The organism is Streptomyces sp. NPDC004111, from assembly GCF_042874215.1.
Taxonomy (GTDB): domain Bacteria; phylum Actinomycetota; class Actinomycetes; order Streptomycetales; family Streptomycetaceae; genus Streptomyces.
In genome coordinates, this window is sequence record NZ_JBIAMU010000006.1 from 367831 (window position 1) to 387834 (window position 20004).

Annotated in this window: 4 protein-coding genes; all 4 read left to right on the plus strand. The window is 75.8% G+C overall.

Annotated features, from left to right (window positions below; genetic code table 11):
* Position 1 precedes the first annotated feature (1 nt).
* The gene (locus ACFYVL_RS15535; RefSeq protein ID WP_389244808.1) at positions 2–691 is read left to right on the plus strand and encodes an FMN-binding negative transcriptional regulator; all 690 of its coding nucleotides are present in this window, start codon (positions 2–4) and stop codon (positions 689–691) included.
* Positions 688–11562 carry an amino acid adenylation domain-containing protein gene (locus ACFYVL_RS15540; RefSeq protein WP_389244810.1) on the plus strand — a complete coding sequence of 3625 codons (10875 nt, stop codon included), beginning with the start codon at positions 688–690 and terminating at the stop codon, positions 11560–11562. Before ACFYVL_RS15535 ends, ACFYVL_RS15540 begins: the two co-directional genes overlap by 4 nt.
* Positions 11555–18298, plus strand: coding sequence for an SDR family NAD(P)-dependent oxidoreductase (locus ACFYVL_RS15545; RefSeq protein ID WP_389244813.1), 6744 nt, complete (start codon positions 11555–11557; stop codon positions 18296–18298). The genes ACFYVL_RS15540 and ACFYVL_RS15545 overlap by 8 nt, the downstream gene beginning before the upstream one ends.
* Positions 18295–20004: type I polyketide synthase (locus ACFYVL_RS15550; RefSeq protein WP_389244815.1), on the plus strand; the 1710-nt coding region annotated here is incomplete at its 3' end. The genes ACFYVL_RS15545 and ACFYVL_RS15550, both read left to right, overlap by 4 nt.

Sequence of the window (20004 nt, forward strand, 5' to 3'; positions counted from 1 at the left end):
CGTGCACGAACGCCCGCAGTACTCCGACAACCGGGCCGCCCCGGTGCTGGCCATGATCAAGGCGAACCCGCTCGCGCTGGTCGTCACCTCGGGCGAACCCGCCCCGCTGGGCACCCACGCCCCCGTGCTGTTCCGGCACGGCCCCGACGGCGCCGACGAGACAGCCGTCGCCGAGGACGGGTCGCTCACCGGCTCGACCCTCCTCGGGCACATGGACGTGCAGAACCCGCAGTGGACCGCGATGCGCGAGGGCGACCGCGCCCTCATCGTGTTCCAGGGCCCGCACGGCTATGTCTCGCCCACCGTGTACGGGGTCACCCCGGCCGCCCCCACCTGGGACTTCACCGCCGTGCACATCACCGGCACGCTGCGCCCCACCGCCGACCCCGACGAGATCCTGGCGATCGTGCGGGACACCGCGCGACGGCTGGAGTCCGGGTTCGGCAAGGGCTGGGACCAGGAGGACTCGGTGGACTACTTCCGGAAGATCGCGCCCGGCGTGGGCGCCTTCGAGCTACGGGTCGAATCGGTGCAGACGATGTTCAAGCTCAGCCAGGAGAAGCCCGCGCCCATGCGACGGCGGATCGTCGAGGACTTCGAGGGCAGCGACTCGGGCACCCACCGCAACCTGGCCGCACTCATGCGGTCCCGGGGCATCGTCCGCGACGACGAGCCCGGAGTGCGCGGATGACCAGTGGCACGGGACGACGGCCGGGTCTCGACTCGGCCCTCCACAGGCTGCGCGCACGCACCGGCAAGACCCCCGAGGGCAGTACCGCTGCCACCGGCACGGACACCGTCACCCCGGTGCCCCGCGACCGGCCGCTGGAGCTGTCGTTCGCCCAGCAGCGGCTGTGGTTCCTGGACCGGCTGATGCCGGGCAGCGCCTTCTACAACTTCGCCACCGCCGTCCGGGTGCGCGGCCCGCTGCGCGCCGACCTGCTCGGCCCGGCCCTGAGCCGGACCGTGGCCCGCCACGAGACCCTGCGCACCGTCTTCACCGACGAGGCGGGCGTGCCCGCCGCCGTCGTACTGCCCGCCGCGCCCGTCCCGCTGCCCGTCGTGGACGTCGCCGACGAGGCCGAGGCCGAGCGGCTGGCCGGCCAGGAGGGCGCCCGGCCCTTCGACCTCGCCACCGGGCCGCTGCTGCGCGCCCGCCTGCTGCGCCTGGCCGACGACCACCACATCCTGCTGCTCACCGTCCACCACATCGCCACCGACGGCTGGTCGCACGGCGTGCTGTGGGGCGAACTCACCGCCCAGTACGCCGCCCTGGCCGAAGGGCGCGACGCGCAACTGCCCGAACTTTCGGTCCAGTACGCCGACTTCGCCGCCTGGCAGCGACGCGCCCTGCCGCCCGCCGAACTCGCCCGGCGCCTCGCGTTCTGGCGCGAGAGCCTGCGCGGACTCACCCCGCTGGACCTCCCGCTCGACCGGCCCCGCCCCGCCGTGGCGTCCGCCGAGGGCGGCGCGGTGATGTGGCGGCTGCCCGCCGACGCGGTCGCCGCCGCCCGCACCGTGGGGGAGCAGCAGGGCGCCACCCTGCACATGACGCTGCTGGCCGCCTTCACCGTCGTACTGGCACGGCACGCCCGCACCGAGGACGTCGCCGTCGCCCAGCCCGTCGCGGGACGCCCGGTCGCCGAGGTCGAGAACCTCGTCGGGTTCTTCGTCAACACCGTCGTGACCCGCACCGACCTGTCCGGCGACCCGACGTTCCGGCAGCTCGTCGACCGGGTGCGCACCGCGTCGGTGGACGCCATGGCCCACCAGGACGTGCCGTTCGAGTACCTGGTCGAGAAGCTGGTCCCCGAGCGCGACCTGTCCCGCAACCCGCTGGCCCAGGTCGTCTTCCAGGTCGTACCCGGCCCCATGGCCGGGCCCGCCCCGTTCCCCGGCACCACCACCGAACCCTTCGCGGGCGACCGCTCCTTCACCCGCATGGACCTGGAGGTCTACCTCGGCGAGGAGAGCGACGGCCGGGTCGGCGGACTGGTCAACTACAGCCGGGCCCTGTTCGACGCCGGGACCGTCGAAGGACTCGCCCGGCAGCTCACCACCGTCCTGGAGACCGCGGCGAAGGCCCCGGACACACCGCTGTCCGCGCTGCCGCTGACCGGCCCCGACGAGCGGGCCGCCCTGCTGGCCGGCTCGCGCGGCCCCGCCGTGCCGCTGCCCGACGCCACCCTGCCGGAGCTGTTCGCCGCGCAGGCGGCCCGCACCCCGGACGCCGTCGCCGTCGTCGACGGCACCGACCGCTGGACGTACGCCGCCCTCGACCGGGCCGCCAACCGGCTCGCGCACCTGCTGCGCGGGAACGGCGTCCGACCCCAGGACGTCGTCGCCCTCGCCGCGGACCGCTCCGCCCGCCTGGTGGTCGCCGTACTGGCCGTGCTCAAGGCGGGCGGCGCCTACCTCCCGCTGGACGCGCGCAATCCCGCCGAGCGCACCCGGACCGTCCTGGCCGCCACCGGCGCCGTACTCCTGCTGACCGACCGCGACCTGCCCGTCCCCGGCGCCGAGGACCTGCCGTCGGCCGACCTGCGCACCGACCCGGACGGTCTCCCGGACACCGCACCCGACACCGCGGGCCACCCCGACGGGCTGGCCTACGTGATGTTCACGTCCGGCTCCACCGGCACGCCCAAGGGCGTCGCCGTACCGCACCGCGCGGTGGCCGCCCTCGCCCTGGACGGACGCTGGGCGGGCGGGGCGCACGCCCGCGTCCTGCTGCACTCCCCGTACGCCTTCGACGCCTCGACCTACGAACTGTGGTCGCCACTGCTCTCCGGCCGCCGCGTGGTCGTCGCCCCGCCCGGCGCGATCGGGCCCCGGGCCGTCGCGCGGGCCGTCGCCGCACACGGCGTCACCGCCCTGTGGCTGACCTCCGGCCTGTTCGACCTGGTCGCCGAGGAGGACGTGGACTGCCTCGCGGGCCTGCACGCGGTCATCGCGGGCGGCGACGCGGTCCGGCCCGCCACCGTCGCCCGGGTGCGCGCCGCCCACCCCGGCCTGACCGTCCTCAACGGCTACGGCCCCACCGAGACCACCACCTTCGCCACCGTCCACGCCCTCGCCCCCGGCGACCCGGACCCGGCCGGCCGCGTGCCCATCGGCACCCCGCTCGACAACACCGGCGCCTACGTCCTGGACGACCGGCTGCGCCCGGTGCCCACCGGCGTCCCCGGCGAGCTGTACGTGGCGGGCCCCGGTCTGGCCCGCGGCTACGCCGGACGCCCCGCGGACACCGCCGAGCGGTTCCTGCCCGACCCGTTCGGCCCGCCCGGCACCCGCATGTACCGCACCGGCGACGTGGTGCGCCGCACGCCCGCGGGCACCCTGGAGTTCCTCGGCCGCGCCGACGGACAGGTCAAGCTGCGCGGCTTCCGCGTGGAGCCCGGCGAGACCGAGACCGTCCTCGCCGCCCACCCCGGTGTCGCCCGGGTCGCCGTCGTCGTACGGGACGACGCGGCGGGCGGCAGGCAGCTCGTCGCCTACGCCGTGCCGCGCCCCGGCAGCTCCCCGGACGCCGCAGCCCTGCGCGCCCACGCGTCGGCAGCCCTGCCCGACTACCTGGTGCCCACCGCCTACGTCCTGCTCGACACCCTGCCGCTCGCCGCCACCGGCAAGGTCGACCGGGCAGCCCTGCCCGCCCCCGAGGCGGCCCCGGCCACCGGCCGCGCCGCCCCGGCCACCGGAACCGAGAAGATCCTCAGCGGCATCTTCGCCGAGGTGCTGGGCGTCCCCGACGTCGGCGCCGAGGACAACTTCTTCGCCCTCGGCGGGCACTCGCTGCTCGCCACCCGGGTCGTCGCCCGGATCGCCCGTGCACTGGGCGCCGAGGTCCCGCTGCGCGAGGTCTTCGACCACAGCACGCCCCGCGCGCTGGCCGCCGTGGTGGCCCGTACGGCGGCCGGCACCGCGCCGCCGCTGGTCCCGGTGGAGCGCGGCGGCCCGCTGCCGCTGTCCTTCGCCCAGCAGCGGCTGTGGTTCCTCGACCAGCTCGCTCCCGGCAGCGCCTCCGCCGCCTCCGGCGGCGCCGTACGGGTGCGCGGCGACCTCGACCCGGACCGCCTCGCCGCCGCCCTGACCGCCGTCGTCGCCCGCCACGAGGCCCTGCGCACCGTCTTCACCGTCGAGGACGGCGTCCCCGGTGCGCTCGTGCGCGACCCCGCACCGGTCGCGCTGCCCGTCGTCGACGTCCCGGACGCCGACGCCGCCCGCGCCGCGGCCTCCGCCGCGTTCGCCGACGGCTTCGACCTGGCCACCGGGCCGCTGCTGCGCGCCACCCTGCTGCGGCTGGCCCCCGACGACCACGTCCTGGCGGTCGCCGTCCACCACATCGCCACCGACGGCTGGTCCCAGGCCCTGCTGTGGGCCGGGATCGGCGCCGCGTACAGCGGCACCGCCCTGGCCGAACCACCCGTCCAGTACGGCGACTTCGCCGTCTGGCAGCGCAACTGGCTGACCGGCGAGGTGCTGGAGCGGCGCACCGCGTACTGGAGGGAGCGGCTCGACGGGCTCGGCCCGCTGGAACTCCCGCTCGACAAGGCCCGCCCCGCCGTCGCCACCGGCCGGACCGGCACCGTGCCGTGGGAGGTTCCCGCCGACCTGGTGCGGGCCGCCCGCGCGCTCGGCGACGACGAGGGCGCGACCCTCTACATGACGCTGCTGGCCGCGTTCACCGTCGTACTGTCCCGGTACGCGCGCACCGACGACGTGGCGGTCGCCTCGCCCACCAGCGGACGCACCCACGCCGAGGTCGAATCCCTCATCGGCTTCTTCGTCAACCTCGTCGTGGTCCGCACCGACACCTCCGGCGACCCCACCTTCCGCGAACTCCTCGGCAGGGTGCGGGAAGCGGCCATCGGCGCCGTCGACCACCAGGACGTACCGTTCGAGCACCTGGTGGAGCGGCTGCGCCCGCACCGCGACCTCTCCCGCGGCCCGCTGGCCCAGGTGGCCTTCCAGCTCCTCGACGGGGCACCCGGGCAGCAGTCCTGGGGCGGCGCGGAGGTCACCCACTTCGGCCTCGACCACGGCCACACCCGGATGGACCTCGAAGTGCACGCCGTCGAGACGGCCGGCCGGGTCACCGCCACCGTCCTGCACGCGGCCGACCTCTTCGACGCCGACACCGTCCGCCAGTTGATGCACCACGTCACCGTGGTCCTCGCCCAGGTACTCGCCGACCCCGACCGGCCGCTGTCCGCCGCGACGATGCTCGACGACGCGGACCGCCACCGGGTGCTGACCGAGTGGAACGACACCGCGGCCCCGCTGCCCGAGGGCTCGGTGCCCCGGCTGTACGCCGAACAGACCGCCCGCACCCCCGACGCGGTGGCGCTGGTGTGCGGCGACGAGCGGGTGACGTACGCCGAACTCGACCGGCGGGCCAACCGGTTCGCGCACGTCCTGCGCGCGCACGGCGTCGGCGCCGACGAGAGCGTCGGCGTGGCCACCGGCCGCTCCACCGACATGGTCGCGGCCGTCCTCGGCGTGCTCAAGGCCGGTGCCGCCTACGTCCCGCTCGACCCGCGCAACCCCCCGGGCCGCACCGAACGCATCGTCACCACCTCCGGCCTGCGCGTCGTCATCGCCGACCGCCCGGTGCCCGGCACCGAAGCGGTGACGGTGCTCGACGCCGCCCGTCCCGGCGACGCCCCCGACACCGACCCGGGCATCGACCCGCACCCCGACACGACCGCCTACGTCATCTACACCTCCGGCTCCAGCGGCGAACCCAAGGGCGTCGCGGTCACCCACCGCAACGTCGTCGTGCTCGCCGCCGACCGCCGCTGGCAGGGCGGCAACCACGAACGGGTGCTGCTGCACTACCCGCTGGCCACCGACATCTCCACCTACGAACTGTGGCCGTTCCTGCTGGCCGGCAAGCAGATCGTGATCGCCGCCGACGAACACGTGGAGCCGCGCACCTTCGACCGGCTGATCCGGGAGCACGGCGTCACCGCGATGTGCCTGCCCGCACCGCTCTTCAGCCTCCTCGTCGAGGAGTGCCTGCCCTGCTTCGCGGGGCTGCGCGAGGTACTCACCGGCGGCGAGGCCGTCTCCGGCGAGATCGTCGCCCGGGTGATGGCCGCCCACCCGCATCTGACCGTGGTCGACGCCTACGGGCCCACCGAGGCCACCGCGTTCGCCACCCTCTTCCCGATGGAACCCGGCTTCGTGCTGGCCGGCTCCCGCGTCCCGATCGGCGCCCCCATCGACAACACCCGGGTGTACGTCGTGGACGCCGGCCTCGACCCCGTCCCGCTGGGCGTCTCCGGCGAACTCGTCGTCGCGGGGCCCCGGGTGGCCCGCGGCTACGTCGGGATGCCCGAGCTGACCGCGGAGAAGTTCGTCCCCGACCCGTGGGGTCCGCCCGGCGCCCGGATGTACCGCACCGGCGACGTCGTGCGGTGGCTGCCCGGCGGCGCGCTGGAGTTCCTCGGCCGCATCGACGCCCAGGTCAAGATCCGCGGCTTCCGCGTCGAACTCGGCGAGATCGAGGCCGTGCTGCTGCGCCACCCCGCCGTCTCCCAGGTCACCGTCGCCGTCCGCGAGGACACCCCCGGCGACAAACGGCTGGTCGCCTACGTGGTGCTGGAGCCCGGCGGCGACGCGGGCGTCCTGCCCGCACTGCGCGCCCACGCCGCCGGCGGCGTACCGGACTACATGGTGCCCGCCGCCTTCGTGGCGCTCGACGCGTTCCCGCTGTCCACCACCGGCAAGATCGACCGCCGGGCGCTGCCCGCACCCGACGAGCGCTCCGTCGCCGAGAGCGTCTACACCCCGCCCGCCACCGAGCCCGAGAAGGTGCTCTGCGAGATCTTCGCCGAGGTCCTCGAAGCCGGACGGGTCGGCGCCGACGACGACTTCTTCGCACTCGGCGGGCACTCCCTGCTCGCCACCCGGGCCATCGCCAAGATCCGGGCCCGCTTCGGCCCCGACGTCGCCCTGCAGTCCCTCTTCGAGCTGCGCACCCCGCGCCGGATGGCCGGCGCGGCCGGTGAACTCGTCACCGGCGCCGAGGTGATCCGCCCCGTGCCGCGCGACGGCACCGGGCCGCTCTCCTTCTCCCAGCAGCGGCTGTGGTTCCTCGACCGGCTCACCCCCGACAGCGGCTTCTGGAACGTCGCCATGGGCGTCCGGGCCCGCGGCCCGTTCGACCCCGGCGCCTTCCGCCGGGCCCTCACCACCGTCGTCGACCGCCACGAGGCGCTGCGCACGGTCTTCCGCGACGAGGGCGGCACCCCGGTGGCCGTCGTGTGCCCGCCCGGCGGCATACCGCTGGACGTCACCGCGGTGGCCGACGAGGCCGAGGCGCTCGATCTCGCCGCCCGGGACGCCGCGCACCCCTTCGACCTGGCCCGCGGCCCGCTGCTGCGCGCCCGGGTGCTGCGGATCGCGCCCGAGGACCACGCCGTCCTGCTCACCGTGCACCACGCCGCCACCGACGGCTGGTCGCACGCCGTCCTGTGGGGCGAACTGGCCGAGGCGTACACCGCCGCACTGGCGGACCGTGCCCCCGTACTGCCCGAACTGCCCATCCAGTACGGCGACTTCGCCTCCTGGCAGCGCGCCCACCTCACCGGCGCGGTGCTGGAGAAGCACCTGGAGCACTGGCGCTCCGAACTGGCCGGGATCCGCCCGCTGGAACTGCCCCTGGACCACCCCCGGCCCGCCGTGGCCGGCTCCGCGGGCGCCTCCCGCTCCTGGGAACTGCCGCGGGACCTGGTGCGGGCCGCCCGCGCGCTCGGCGACGACGAGGGCGCCACCCTCTACATGACGCTGCTCGCCGCGTTCTCCGTCGTCCTCGGCCGCTTCGCAGGCACCGAAGACGTCGCCGTCGGCACCCCCGTCGCGGGCCGCACCCGTGCCGAGGTGGAGCGCCTGATCGGCTTCTTCGTCAACATGACCGTGCTGCGCACCGACCTCTCCGGCGACCCCACCTTCCGCGAACTCCTCGGCCGGGTGAAGGAGTCGGCGCTCGGCGCGATGGAGCACCAGGACCTCCCCTTCGAGCACCTCGTGGAGGCCCTGGCACCCGAGCGCGACCTGTCCCGCAACCCCCTGGTCCAAGTGGTCTTCCAGCTCATGCGGGCCCCCGGCGACAAGGGCGACGCCCTCGGCGGTGCCCGCCTCGAACCCCTCCTGACCGAGCACGCCTTCACCCGCGTCGACCTGGAGGTCCACCTCACCGAGGACGGCGACCGGGTGCACGGCACCGTCCTGCACTCCACGGCCCTCTTCGAAGCCGCGACCATCACCAGGCTGCTGCACCACCTCACCGTCGTGCTGCGCGGCGCGCTCGCCGACCCGGACGCACCGCTGTCCGCGCTGTCCCTCCTCGACGACGCCGACCGCCACCAACTGCTGACCGCCTGGAACGACACGGCGGTGCCCTACCGGGACGCCTCCCTCGCCGCCCTCTTCGCCGAACAGGCCGCCCGCACCCCGGACGCCCGCGCGGTGGAGTGCGGCGACGACACGCTCGGCTATGCCGCACTCGACCGGGCCGCCGAGCGGGTCGCCGCCCTGCTGCGCGCCCGCGGGGTACGGCCCGACGACCTCGTCGGCCTGTGCCTGGACCGCAGCACCGCGATGATCGTCGGCCTGATCGGCATCCTCAAGGCCGGTGCGGCGTACGTGCCCATCGACCCGACCCACCCCCGCGAGCGGGTCCGGCTCATCGTGGACGACGCCGGCCTGTCCGTCGCCGTCACCGAGCGGGCCCACGCCTCCGTGTTCGCCGACGAGACCGCCCTCGTCCTGCTGGACGCCCTGCCGGACGCGGACACCGAACCCGGTGAAGCGGCCGGCGCGCGGGAACCCGGCCCCGACTCCCTCGCCTACGTCGTCTACACCTCCGGCTCCACCGGCACCCCCAAGGGCATCGCCATGCCCGCCCGGTGCGTGGTCAACATGCTGGCCTGGCAGAAGAAGGCCGTCCCCGGCGGACCCGGCACCCGCACCGCCCAGTTCACCGCCCTCACCTTCGACGTCTCGGTGCAGGAGGTGCTCTCCGCACTGCTCTACGGCGAGACGCTGGTGATCCCCTCCGACGAAGTGCGCCGCGACCCCGCCCGCTTCGCCCGCTGGCTGGACGAACGGGCCATCGAGCAGATCTTCGTACCCAACCTGATGATCCGCGCCCTGGCCGAGGAGGCCAACGCGGGCCGCGCCCGGCTCACCTCGCTGCGCCACATGTCGCAGGCGGGCGAACCGCTGTCGCTGGACGGCGCGCTGCGCGAGTTCTGCGCCGCCCGCCCCCGGCTGCGCATCCACAACCACTACGGATCCACCGAGATCCAGGTCGTCACCGCCTACACCCTGCCCGCCGACGTCGCCGACTGGCCCGCCGCCGCACACCTCGGGGCGCCGGTCGACAACTCCCGCGCCCACGTGCTCGACCGGGCGCTGCGCCCCGTCCCGGTGGGTGTGGCGGGCGAACTGTGCTTCGCCGGACCCGGGCTCGCCCGCGGCTACCTCGGCAAGCCCGCACTGACCGCGGACAAGTTCGTCCCCGACCCCTTCGGGCCGCCCGGATCGCGCCTCTACCGCACCGGCGACCTCGGCCGCTGGCGCCCGGACGGCACCCTGGAGTTCCTCGGCAGGCTCGACCACCAGGTCAAGGTCCGCGGCTTCCGGGTGGAACTCGGCGAGGTCGAGGCCGTCCTGCTGCGCCACCGCGAGGTCTCCCGCGCCGTGGTCGTCGCCCGCGAGGACACCCCCGGCGTCAAGCGGCTCGTCGGATACGTGGTGGCCGCACCCGGCACCGACGGTGCCCTGCCCGCCCGGCTGCGCGCGCACCTCGCCGAGGCCGTGCCGGACTACATGGTGCCCTCCGCGTTCGTCGTCCTCGACGCGTTCCCGCTGACCACCACCGGCAAGGTCGACCGCGGCGCGCTGCCCGCACCCGATCTGCGCGGCGCCCTCGACGTCGGCTTCGCCGCGGCGGCCAGCGGCGAGGAGAAGGCGCTGTGCGGCATCTTCCGCGAGGTGCTGGACGTGGCGCAGGTCGGCGTCGACGACGACTTCTTCGCCCTCGGCGGCCACTCCCTCATCGCCACCCGCACCGTCGTGCGCATCCGCGAGGTGCTGGGCGCCGAGGTGTCGCTGCGCGAACTGTTCCACCACCGCACCCCGCGCGCGCTCGCCGAGGTCGTCGCCCTCGCCCCGCGCTCGTCGGTGCCGCCGCTGCTGCCCGCCGCACGCGGCGAGGACGGGGAGCGGGGGCCGCTGCCGCTCTCGCTCACCCAGGAACAGCTGTGGCGGCTGCACGAGAGCGACCCGGACGCGGCGCTCTGGACGATCCCGCTGGCGCTGCGGATCGGCGGCGCGCTCGACGTGCCGCTGCTCGGGCGGGCACTGACCGAGGTGGTCCGCAGGCACGAGGTGCTGCGCACCGTGATCGTCCCCGGCGAGCCGCCCACGGCCGAGGTGCGGCCCGCCACCGCGATCGAACTGCGCGCGGTGGACGTGCCCGACGAGGCGGCGGCCAGGGAGGCGGCGGGCGCCGAGGCGGCCCGGCCCTTCGACCTGGTGCACGGCCCGGTGCTGAGGCCCGCCCTGCTGCGGATCGCCGCCGACGACCACGTACTCCTGCTGACGGTCCATCACATAGCCACCGACGGCTGGTCGCAGGGCGTGCTGTGGAGCGAACTGTCCGAGACCTACGCGGCGCTGCACGAGGGGCGCGAGCCGAAACTGCCCGAACTGCCCGTGCAGTACGGAGACTTCGCGGCCTGGCAGCGCTCCTGGCTGACCGGCGCCGTCCTCGACGAACAGCTCGACCACTGGCGCGCGAAGCTGAACGGGCTGCGCCCGCTCGCCCTGCCCGGCGCACGGCCCGCACCGGGCGACGGCTCCGGACCGCCGCTCGACGCCGGAGTGCTCACCGAGTGGCACCTGCCCGCCGAACTGGCCGACGCCGCCCGGCAGACCGGCGCCGCCCACGGGGCCACGCTCTACATGACGCTGCTGGCCGCGTTCACCGCGACCCTGGCGCGGGCCACCGGCGTCGACGACCTCGCCGTGGGCTCGCCCGTGGCCGGCCGCACCCGCGCCGAGGTGGAACCCCTCATCGGGTTCTTCGCCAACTTCGTACCGCTGCGCGTCGGCCTCGGCGGCGACCCCACCTTCGCCGAACTGCTGGAGCGGGTGCACACCACCACCGTCGACGCCCACGCCCACCAGGCACTGCCCTGGGAGCGGGTCGCCGAGGGCCTCGGACTCGACGCACGGACACCGCTGGTCGACGTCGTCTTCCAGCTCGTCAACGTCGAACTGGGCGAACTGCGGCTGCCCGGCGCACGCGTCGAACCGTATTCGGGCGAGCGCGTGTACGCCCGCTGGAACCTCGAAGTCCACCTGGTCGAGGACCCCGACGGCGGCCTCACCGGGCACGTCGTGCACCGCGCCGCCGTGCTCGACCAGGCCACCGTCGACCGCCTGCTGGCGGACACGGCCACCCTGCTGGCCGCCGCGCTCGCCGATCCCGGCCTGCCCGTCCTCGCCCTTACGCTGCCGGACCCGCTGGAGGGGACCCCCCGTGCCTGAACCGCTCGCCACTCCGTCGGCCGCACTGCCCGCACTCGCCCACCGCCTCGGCGGCCTGCCCGAGCCCGAGCGCCGCCGCCTCGTCCTGGACCTCGTCCTGGCCCAGGTCGCCGAGGTCCTCGACCTCGGCACCGCCGCCGACGTACCCCCCGACCGGGCCATCCGCGAGCTGGGGCTGCGCTCCATGACCGCAGTGCAGCTGCTGCTGCGGCTCAGCCGGATCACCGGCGTCAAACTGCCCACCACCGCCATCTACGACCACCCGACCGCACGCGCCCTGGCCGACGTGCTGACCGGCGCGGCGGGCGGCGAGCAGGTCGCCGGAACCGACGACGAGGAACCGCCGCGCAGGGCCGCCGACGACGACCCGATCGCCGTCGTCGGCATGGCCTGCCGCTACCCCGGCGGGGTGCGCACCCCCGACGACCTGTGGCGCCTCGTCGCCCAGGAGCGCGACGCCATCTCGGAGTTCCCCACGGACCGCGGCTGGGACCTCGCCGCACTCGCCGACCCCGCGGGACCCGCGGCCAGCTGCACCCGGCACGGCGGATTCCTCGACGACGTCGCCCGGTTCGACGCCGGGTTCTTCGGCATCAGCCCGCGCGAGGCCCAGCTCATGGACCCGCAGCAGCGGCTGCTCCTGGAAACCTCCTGGGAGGCGCTGGAGCGCGCCGGCGTCGCCCCCGGCTCCTGGCGCGGCGGCAGGGTCGGCGTGTTCGTCGGCGCCAACGCCCAGACGTACTCCTCGCTCCTCGCGGGCGTCCCCGAGGGCGGCGACGGGCACGCCATGACCGGCCGCCTCGCCAGCGTCCTCTCCGGCCGGATCGCCTACGTACTGGGCCTCGAAGGGCCCTCCCTCACCGTCGACACCGCCTGCTCCTCCTCGCTGGTCGCCATCCACCTCGCGATCCGCTCGCTGCGCTCGGGGGAGTCGACCATGGCGCTGGCGGGCGGCGCCACCGTCATGCCGACACCCGAGCTGTTCGTCGACTTCACCAAGCAGGGCGGCCTCTCGCCCGACGGCCGCAGCCGCTCCTACGCCCGCGCCGCCGAAGGACTGGGCTGGTCCGAGGGCGTCGGCGTACTCCTGCTGGAGCGCCTCTCCGACGCCCGCCGCAACGGGCACGAGGTGCTGGCCCTGCTGCCCGGCTCCGCCATCAACCAGGACGGCGCCTCCAACGGCCTGACCGCGCCCAGCGGCGCGGCCCAGCAGCGCGTGGTGCGCCAGGCCCTGGCCGACGCGGGACTGCGCGCCGCCGACGTCGACGCCGTCGAGGGCCACGGCACCGGCACCAAACTGGGCGACCCCATCGAGGCCCAGGCCCTGCTCGCCTCGTACGGACAGGACCGCGACCGGCCGCTGTGGCTGGGCTCCCTGAAGTCCAACCTCGGCCACACCCAGGCAGCCGCGGGCGTCGGCGGCGTCATGAAGACGGTCCTCGCGCTCCGCCACGGGCTGCTCCCCAGGACCCTGCACATCGACACGCCCACCCCGCACGTCGACTGGGTCGCGGGCTCCGTGGAACTGCTCACCGAGGCCCGCGAATGGCCGGCCGACGCCGAACGGCCGCGCCGGGCCGGCGTGTCGTCGTTCGGGGTGAGCGGCACCAACGCCCATGTGATCGTCCAGGAGGCCCCCGCCGCCGAACCGGCAGCAGCACCCGGGCCCGGTACCGCCGCTGCCGGCGACCGGAGTCCGGCCGCCGCACCGCTGCCCGTGCCGTGGCCGCTGTCCGCGCGCACCGGGGCCGCGCTGCGCGACCAGGCCGCCCGGCTGCGCGCCCACGTCGCCGCCGACCCCCGGCTGACCCCCGCCGACGTCGCCCTGACGCTCGCCACCCGCCGTACCGCCTTCGACCACCGGGCCGCCGTCGTCGGCCGCGACCGGGACGAACTCCTCGCCGGACTCGACGCGCTCGTCGCGGGCGGCACGGAGCCGAACGTCGTGCGCGGCACCGCGGGGGCCGACGGCCGCGTGGTGTTCGTGTTCGCCGGGCAGGGCGGCCAGTGGCTCGGCATGGGCGTCGAACTCCTCGACACCTCCCCGGTGTTCGCCCGGCGGATGGCCGAGTGCGAACAGGCCCTCGCCCCCCACCTCGACTGGTCGGTCGTCGACGTCCTGCGCGGCACCGAGGGCGCACCGCCGCTGAGCCGGGTGGACGTCGTACAGCCGGTGCTCTTCGCACTGATGGTGTCGCTGGCCGAGGTGTGGCGGGCGCACGGAGTGGTGCCCGCCGCCGTCGTCGGCCACTCGCAGGGCGAGATCGCCGCCGCCTGCGTCGCGGGCGCACTCACCCTCGCCGACGCCGCGAAGATCGTCGCGCTGCGCGCCAAGGCCGTGGTGGACCTGCCCGGCCGCTGCGGCATGGGCTTCGTGTCGGCGCCCGCCGCCGACGTCGAGAAGATGGTGGAACGCTGGCCCGGCAAGCTCGGCGTGGCCGCCGTCAACAGCCCGCGCTCCCTGGTCGTCGCGGGCGACCGCGAGGCCCTGGAGGAACTGCTCGACCTCTGTGACGACGAGGGCCTGCGCGCGGGCCGCGTCGCCGCCGACTACGCCTCGCACTCCCCGCAGGTCGAAGCGGTCCGCTCCCGGCTGCTCGCCGACCTCAAGGGCGTACGGCCCCGCGACAGCGACGTGCCCCTGTACTCCACGGTGACCGCCGACTGGGTCGACGGCGGCGAACTCGACGCCCGCTACTGGTACCGCAACCTGCGCGAGCCGGTGCGCTTCGCCGACGCCGTACGCGGGCTGCTCGACGAGGGCCACCGCGGGTTCGTCGAGGTGAGCCCGCACCCCGTACTGACCGTCGCCATGCAGCAGACCGCCGAGGCCCAGGGCCTGGAACTGCGCGTCGCCGCCACCCTGCGCCGGGACGAGAGCGACCTGCTCAGGTTCACCACCTCCCTCGCCGAAGTGGCCGCCGCCGGCGTGCCCGTCGACTGGAGCCCGCTGTTCGGGGCCACCGGCGCCCGACCGGTCGAGCTGCCCACGTACGCCTTCCAGCACGAGCGCTACTGGCTCGCCCCCGGCACACCGGGTGCGGGCGACCTCGCCGCCGTCGGCCTGCTCGCGGGCGGCCACCCCCTCGCCGGGGCCGAGGTCGAACTGCCCGACGACGGCGGCCTGGTGCTCTCCGGGCGCCTCGCCCCCGACACCCACCCTTGGCTGGCCGACCACGCCGTGCTGGGCACGGTCCTCGTGCCGGGCACGGCCGTACTGGAACTGGTGGCCCACGCGGGCGCCCGGCTGGGCAGCGGGCAGGTCGAGGAACTCACCCTGGCCGCCCCCCTCGGCGTCCCCGCCGACGGACTCGCACTGCGGGTGACCGTGCGCGGCGCCGACGAGGAGGGCCGCCGCACCGTCCTCGTGCACGCCCGCACCGGAGGCGACGCGGACGGCGGCTGGACCGCGCACGCCTCGGGCGTCCTCGCCCCGCCCGGGACGCCCGACGCCCCGGCCCCGGCGGACACCGCCCGCACCCCGGCACCCTGGCCGCCCGCCGGCGCCCGGCCCGTCCCGCTGGACGGGATCTACGACCGGCTCGCCGCACGCGGCTTCGGGTACGGGCCCGCCTTCCAGGGGCTGCGCGCCCTGTGGCACGGCGACTCGGGGACGTTCGCCGAGGTCGAGCTCGACGCCGCCGTCGACGCGGCGGGCTTCGCCGTGCACCCGGCCCTGCTGGACGCCGCCACCCAGGCCCACCTCGCCACCGGCCCCGAGGGCGCCCCGCTGCTGCTGCCCTTCTCCTGGCACGACGTCACCGTCCGCCCGAGCACCGCCCGGGTGCTGCGGGTGCACACCGAGCGCGTCGCCGCCGACGAGGTGCGGCTCACCGCCACCGACCCCGACGGCACCCCCGTCGTCGCACTCGGCGCGCTGCGGCTGCGGCCCGCCTCCGCCGACCTGCTGCGCGCCGCGACCGCGGCCGGCACCCGGGACGCCCTGTTCCGGGTGGACTGGCAGCCCGCCGCACCCGCACCCGCCGCACCCTTCGCCGTCCTCGGCGAGGATGCGGCCGGCCTCGAAACGGCAGGACCCGACGCGCCCCGCGCCGCCACGCTCGCCGGCCTCGCCGTCGTACCCGAACTCGTCCTCGCACTGGTGGCGGGCACCACCGAAGGCACCGACCACGACTCTGCCGCCGCCGCCCACCGGGCCACCGCCGAGGTGCTCGGCCTGCTGCACGACTGGCTCGCCGACCCGCGCTGCGCCGACGCCCGGCTCGCCGTCGTGACGCGCGGTGCCGTCGCCGCCCGCCCCGGCGAGGCACCCGACCCGGCCGCCGCCGCCGTCTGGGGACTCGTACGCTCCGCACAGACCGAACACCCCGACCGGTTCCTCCTCGTCGACACCGACGGCACCGCCGCGTCCCTGCGCGCCGTACCGGCCGTGGGCGACGAGGCGCAGTCCGCGCTCCGCGAGGGCGAACGGTACGCCGCACGCCTCGCCAGGGCCGCCGACGACACCCTGCGCCCGCCCGCCGGGACCGACACCTGGCGGCTGGCCGTGGTACGGCCCGGCACCGTCGACGGCGTCGACGCCGTCCCCGCACCCACCGCCGCCGCACCGCTGGCACCCGGCCAGGTCCGGATCGCCGTCAGCGCGGCCGGCGTCAACTTCCGCGACGTGCTGTGCGCCCTGGACATGTACCCCGACGAGGTCGAGGCCTTCGGCTCGGAGGCCGCGGGCACCGTCGTCGAGACCGGCCCCGAGGTGACCGGCCTCGCCGTGGGCGACCGGGTGTGCGGCATGGTGCCCGGCGGATTCGGGCCGCTGGCCGTGGTCGACCACAGGCTCGTCGTACCGGTCCCCGACGGCTGGTCCGCGGTGCGGGCCGCGGCACTGCCCTCGGCGTTCGCGACCGCCCGCTACGCGCTGGTCGACCTCGCCGCCGTACGCCCCGGCGACAAGGTGCTCGTGCACGCCGCCGCGGGCGGGGTCGGCATGGCGGCCGTCCAGCTCGCCCGGCAGCTCGGCGCCGAGGTGTTCGGCACCGCGAGCACGGGCAAGCACCACGTGCTGCGCGCCGCCGGTCTCGACGACGACCACATCGCCTCCTCTCGCACCACCGAGTTCGCCACCCGCTTCCCCGCCGTGGACGTCGTCCTCAACTCCCTGGCGGGCGAACTCACCGACGCCTCCCTCGAACTGCTCGCCGACGGCGGCCGGTTCGTCGAACTGGGCAAGACCGACCGCCGCGACCCGGCCGCCCACCCCCGCATCACCTACCGGGCCTTCGACCTGATGGACGCGGGACACGACCGCATCCAGAGCCTGCTCACCGAGGTCGTCGCCCAGGCGGTGGCGGGCGAGGTGCGCGAACTCCCGGTCCGCAGCTGGCCGCTGGCCGACGCCCGCACCGCCCTGCGGTACATGGCCCAGGCCCGGCACACCGGCAAGATCGTGCTCACCGTCGCCCCGTACGCCGACGGCACCGTCCTGCTCACCGGCGCGGGCGTGCTCGGCGGCCTGCTGGCCCGCCACCTGGTCGCCGCACACGGCGCCCGCCACCTGGTGCTCGCCAGCAGGCGCGGCGAGGACGCCCCCGGAGCGGCCGAACTCGTCGCGGAACTCGCCGAGTCGGGCGCCACCGTACGGTTCGCCCGGTGCGACGTCACCGACCGGGCCGCCGTCGACGACCTGCTCGCGCAGCTGCCCGCCGCGCACCCGCTGACCGCCGTCGTGCACACCGCGGGCGCCCTCGACGACGGCGTGCTCACCGAACTGACCGCCGACCGGCTGCCCGCCGTGCTGCGGCCCAAGGCGGACGCCGCACTGCACCTGCACGAGGCGACCCGCGGCCTCGCCCCGGCCGCCTTCGTCCTGTTCTCCTCGGCAGCCGCCACCCTCGGCACCCCCGCCCAGGCCAACTACGCCGCAGCCAACGCCTTCCTCGACGCGCTCGGCGAGCGCCGCCGTGCCGAAGGGCTGCCCGCGACCTCCCTGGCCTGGGGGCTGTGGGCGGACGCCACCGGCCTCACCGGACACCTCGACGCCGCTGACGTGGCACGGGCCGGCCGGGGCGGCATCGTCCCGATGGCCACCGCCGAGGGCCTGGCGCTGTTCGACGCGGCGACCCGCACCGGGAACGCGGTGACCGTCACCGCCCGCCTCGACCTCGCCGCCCCGCGCGCCGGGACCGCACCCCACCTGCTGCGCGCACTGACCGCTGCCCCGGCCGCGCCCGCCGCACGGGCCGCCCGCCCCGCCGACGACGGCGCCGGGCTGCTCGCCCGGATCACCGCACTGCCCGCCACCGAACGCGCCCACGCCCTGCTCGACGTAGTGCGCGGTCACATCGCCGACGTGCTCGGCCACACCGGGGCGGACGCGGTGGACTCCGCACGCGGCTTCAAGGAGCTGGGCTTCGACTCGCTCACCGCCGTCGAGCTGCGCAACCGGCTCGGCGCCGCGACCGGGCTGCGGTTGGCGACGACGCTGGTGTTCGACCACCCGACCCCGGACGCGCTCGCCGGGCACCTGCTCGGCACCCTGCTGCCGAGCGAGCCCGAGCAGGCCCCGGCCGACCGGATCGCCGCCGAACTGGCCCGGCTGGACGCCGAGTTCACCGCCCTGCCCGCCGACAGCGCCGACCGCACCCGGGCCGCCGCCCAGCTGCGCGAGCTGGCCGCCCGCTGGGAGGGCACCGCTCCGGACGCCCGGACCGGGGCGACGGAGCTGGAGACCGCCACGGCGGACGAGTTGTTCGACCTGATCGACCGGGGGATAGCGTGACGAAGCAGACCGACGGTCCCGCGGGCCGGCCGACGGCCGAAGAGGCGAAGCTGCTCAGCTACCTCAAGCAGGTCACCGGCGACCTCCAGACGGCCCGGCGCAAGCTGCGGGAGGCGGAGGAACGCGACCGCGAGCCCATCGCGATCGTCGGCATGGCCTGCCGCTACCCCGGCGGCGTCAAGGCGCCCGAGGACCTGTGGGACCTGGTCGCCGCCGAGCGGGACGCGGTCGCCGCGTTCCCCGACGACCGCGGCTGGGACATGGCCTCGGTCTACGACCCGGACCCCGACCGCCCCGGCACCTCCTACGCCAGGGAGGGCGGTTTCCTCACCGACGCCGCCGACTTCGACGCCGGGTTCTTCCGGGTGGGCCCCCGCGAGGCACTGGCCATGGACCCGCAGCAGCGGCTGGTCCTGGAGACCGCGTGGGAGGCCCTGGAGCGCGCCGGGATCGACCCGGACACCCTCCGCTCCAGCGCCACCGGTGTGTTCGTCGGGTTCAGCAGCGAGGACTACTCCGACATCGCGGGCGCGGCCGGCACCCAGCTGGAGGGCTACCTCGTCACCGGCACCTCGCCCAGCGTGCTGTCCGGCCGCGTCGCCTACACCCTGGGCCTGGAGGGCCCGGCGCTCTCCGTCGACACCGCCTGCTCGTCGTCGCTGGTCGCCCTGCACCTGGCGGTGAAGTCGCTGCGCGACGGCGAGTGCTCGATGGCGCTGGCGGGCGGCGCGACCGTGCTGTCCACCCCGGCGGTGTTCACCGAGTACAGCCGCCAGCGCGCGCTGGCCGCCGACGGCCGCTGCAAGGCGTTCGCCGCGGCGGCCGACGGCTTCGGCTTCGCCGAGGGCGCCGGACTGCTGGTCCTGGAACGCCTCTCCGACGCCCGCCGCAACGGCCACCCCGTGCTGGCCGTCGTCCGCGGCACCGCGATCAACCAGGACGGCGCCAGCAGCGGCCTGACCGCCCCCAACGGGCCTTCCCAGCAGCGGGTGATCGGCCGTGCTCTGGCGGACGCGGGTCTGATGGCGTCCGAGGTGGACGCGGTGGAGGCGCACGGTACGGGCACGAGGCTGGGTGACCCGATCGAGGCGCAGGCGCTCCTGGCGGCCTATGGGCAGGGCCGTGAGCGGGCCCTGTTGTTGGGTTCGGTGAAGTCGAACATCGGTCATACGCAGGCTGCCGCGGGTGTGGCGGGTGTGATCAAGATGGTGCAGGCGATGCGGCACGGCGTGCTGCCCCGCACCCTGCACGTCGACGAGCCGACCCCGCACGTCGACTGGTCGGCGGGCGCGGTCGAGCTGCTGACCGAGACGCGGCGGTGGCCGGAGACCGGACGGCCGCGCCGGGCCGGTGTGTCCTCGTTCGGTGTCAGCGGCACCAACGCCCATGTCGTACTGGAGCAGGCACCGGAGCCGGAGGCGGCCGGGGCGGAGGCGGCCGGGGCGAAGGCTCCGGCGGTGGAGCCGGTCCGTGAGCTGCCGGTCCTCCCGTGGGTGCTCTCCGCGCGGACGGCGCAGGGATTGCGCGCCCAGGCCGAACGGCTGGCCGCACATGTCTCCGCGCACGAGGCCGACCCCCTGGACGTGGCGTACTCCCTGGGCACCGCACGTGCCGCTCTGTCGCATCGTGCGGTGGTGGTGGGTGTGGGGCGTGGGGAGTTGTTGGCGGGTTTGGGTGGTGTGGTGTCCGGTGGGGTGGTGCCGGGT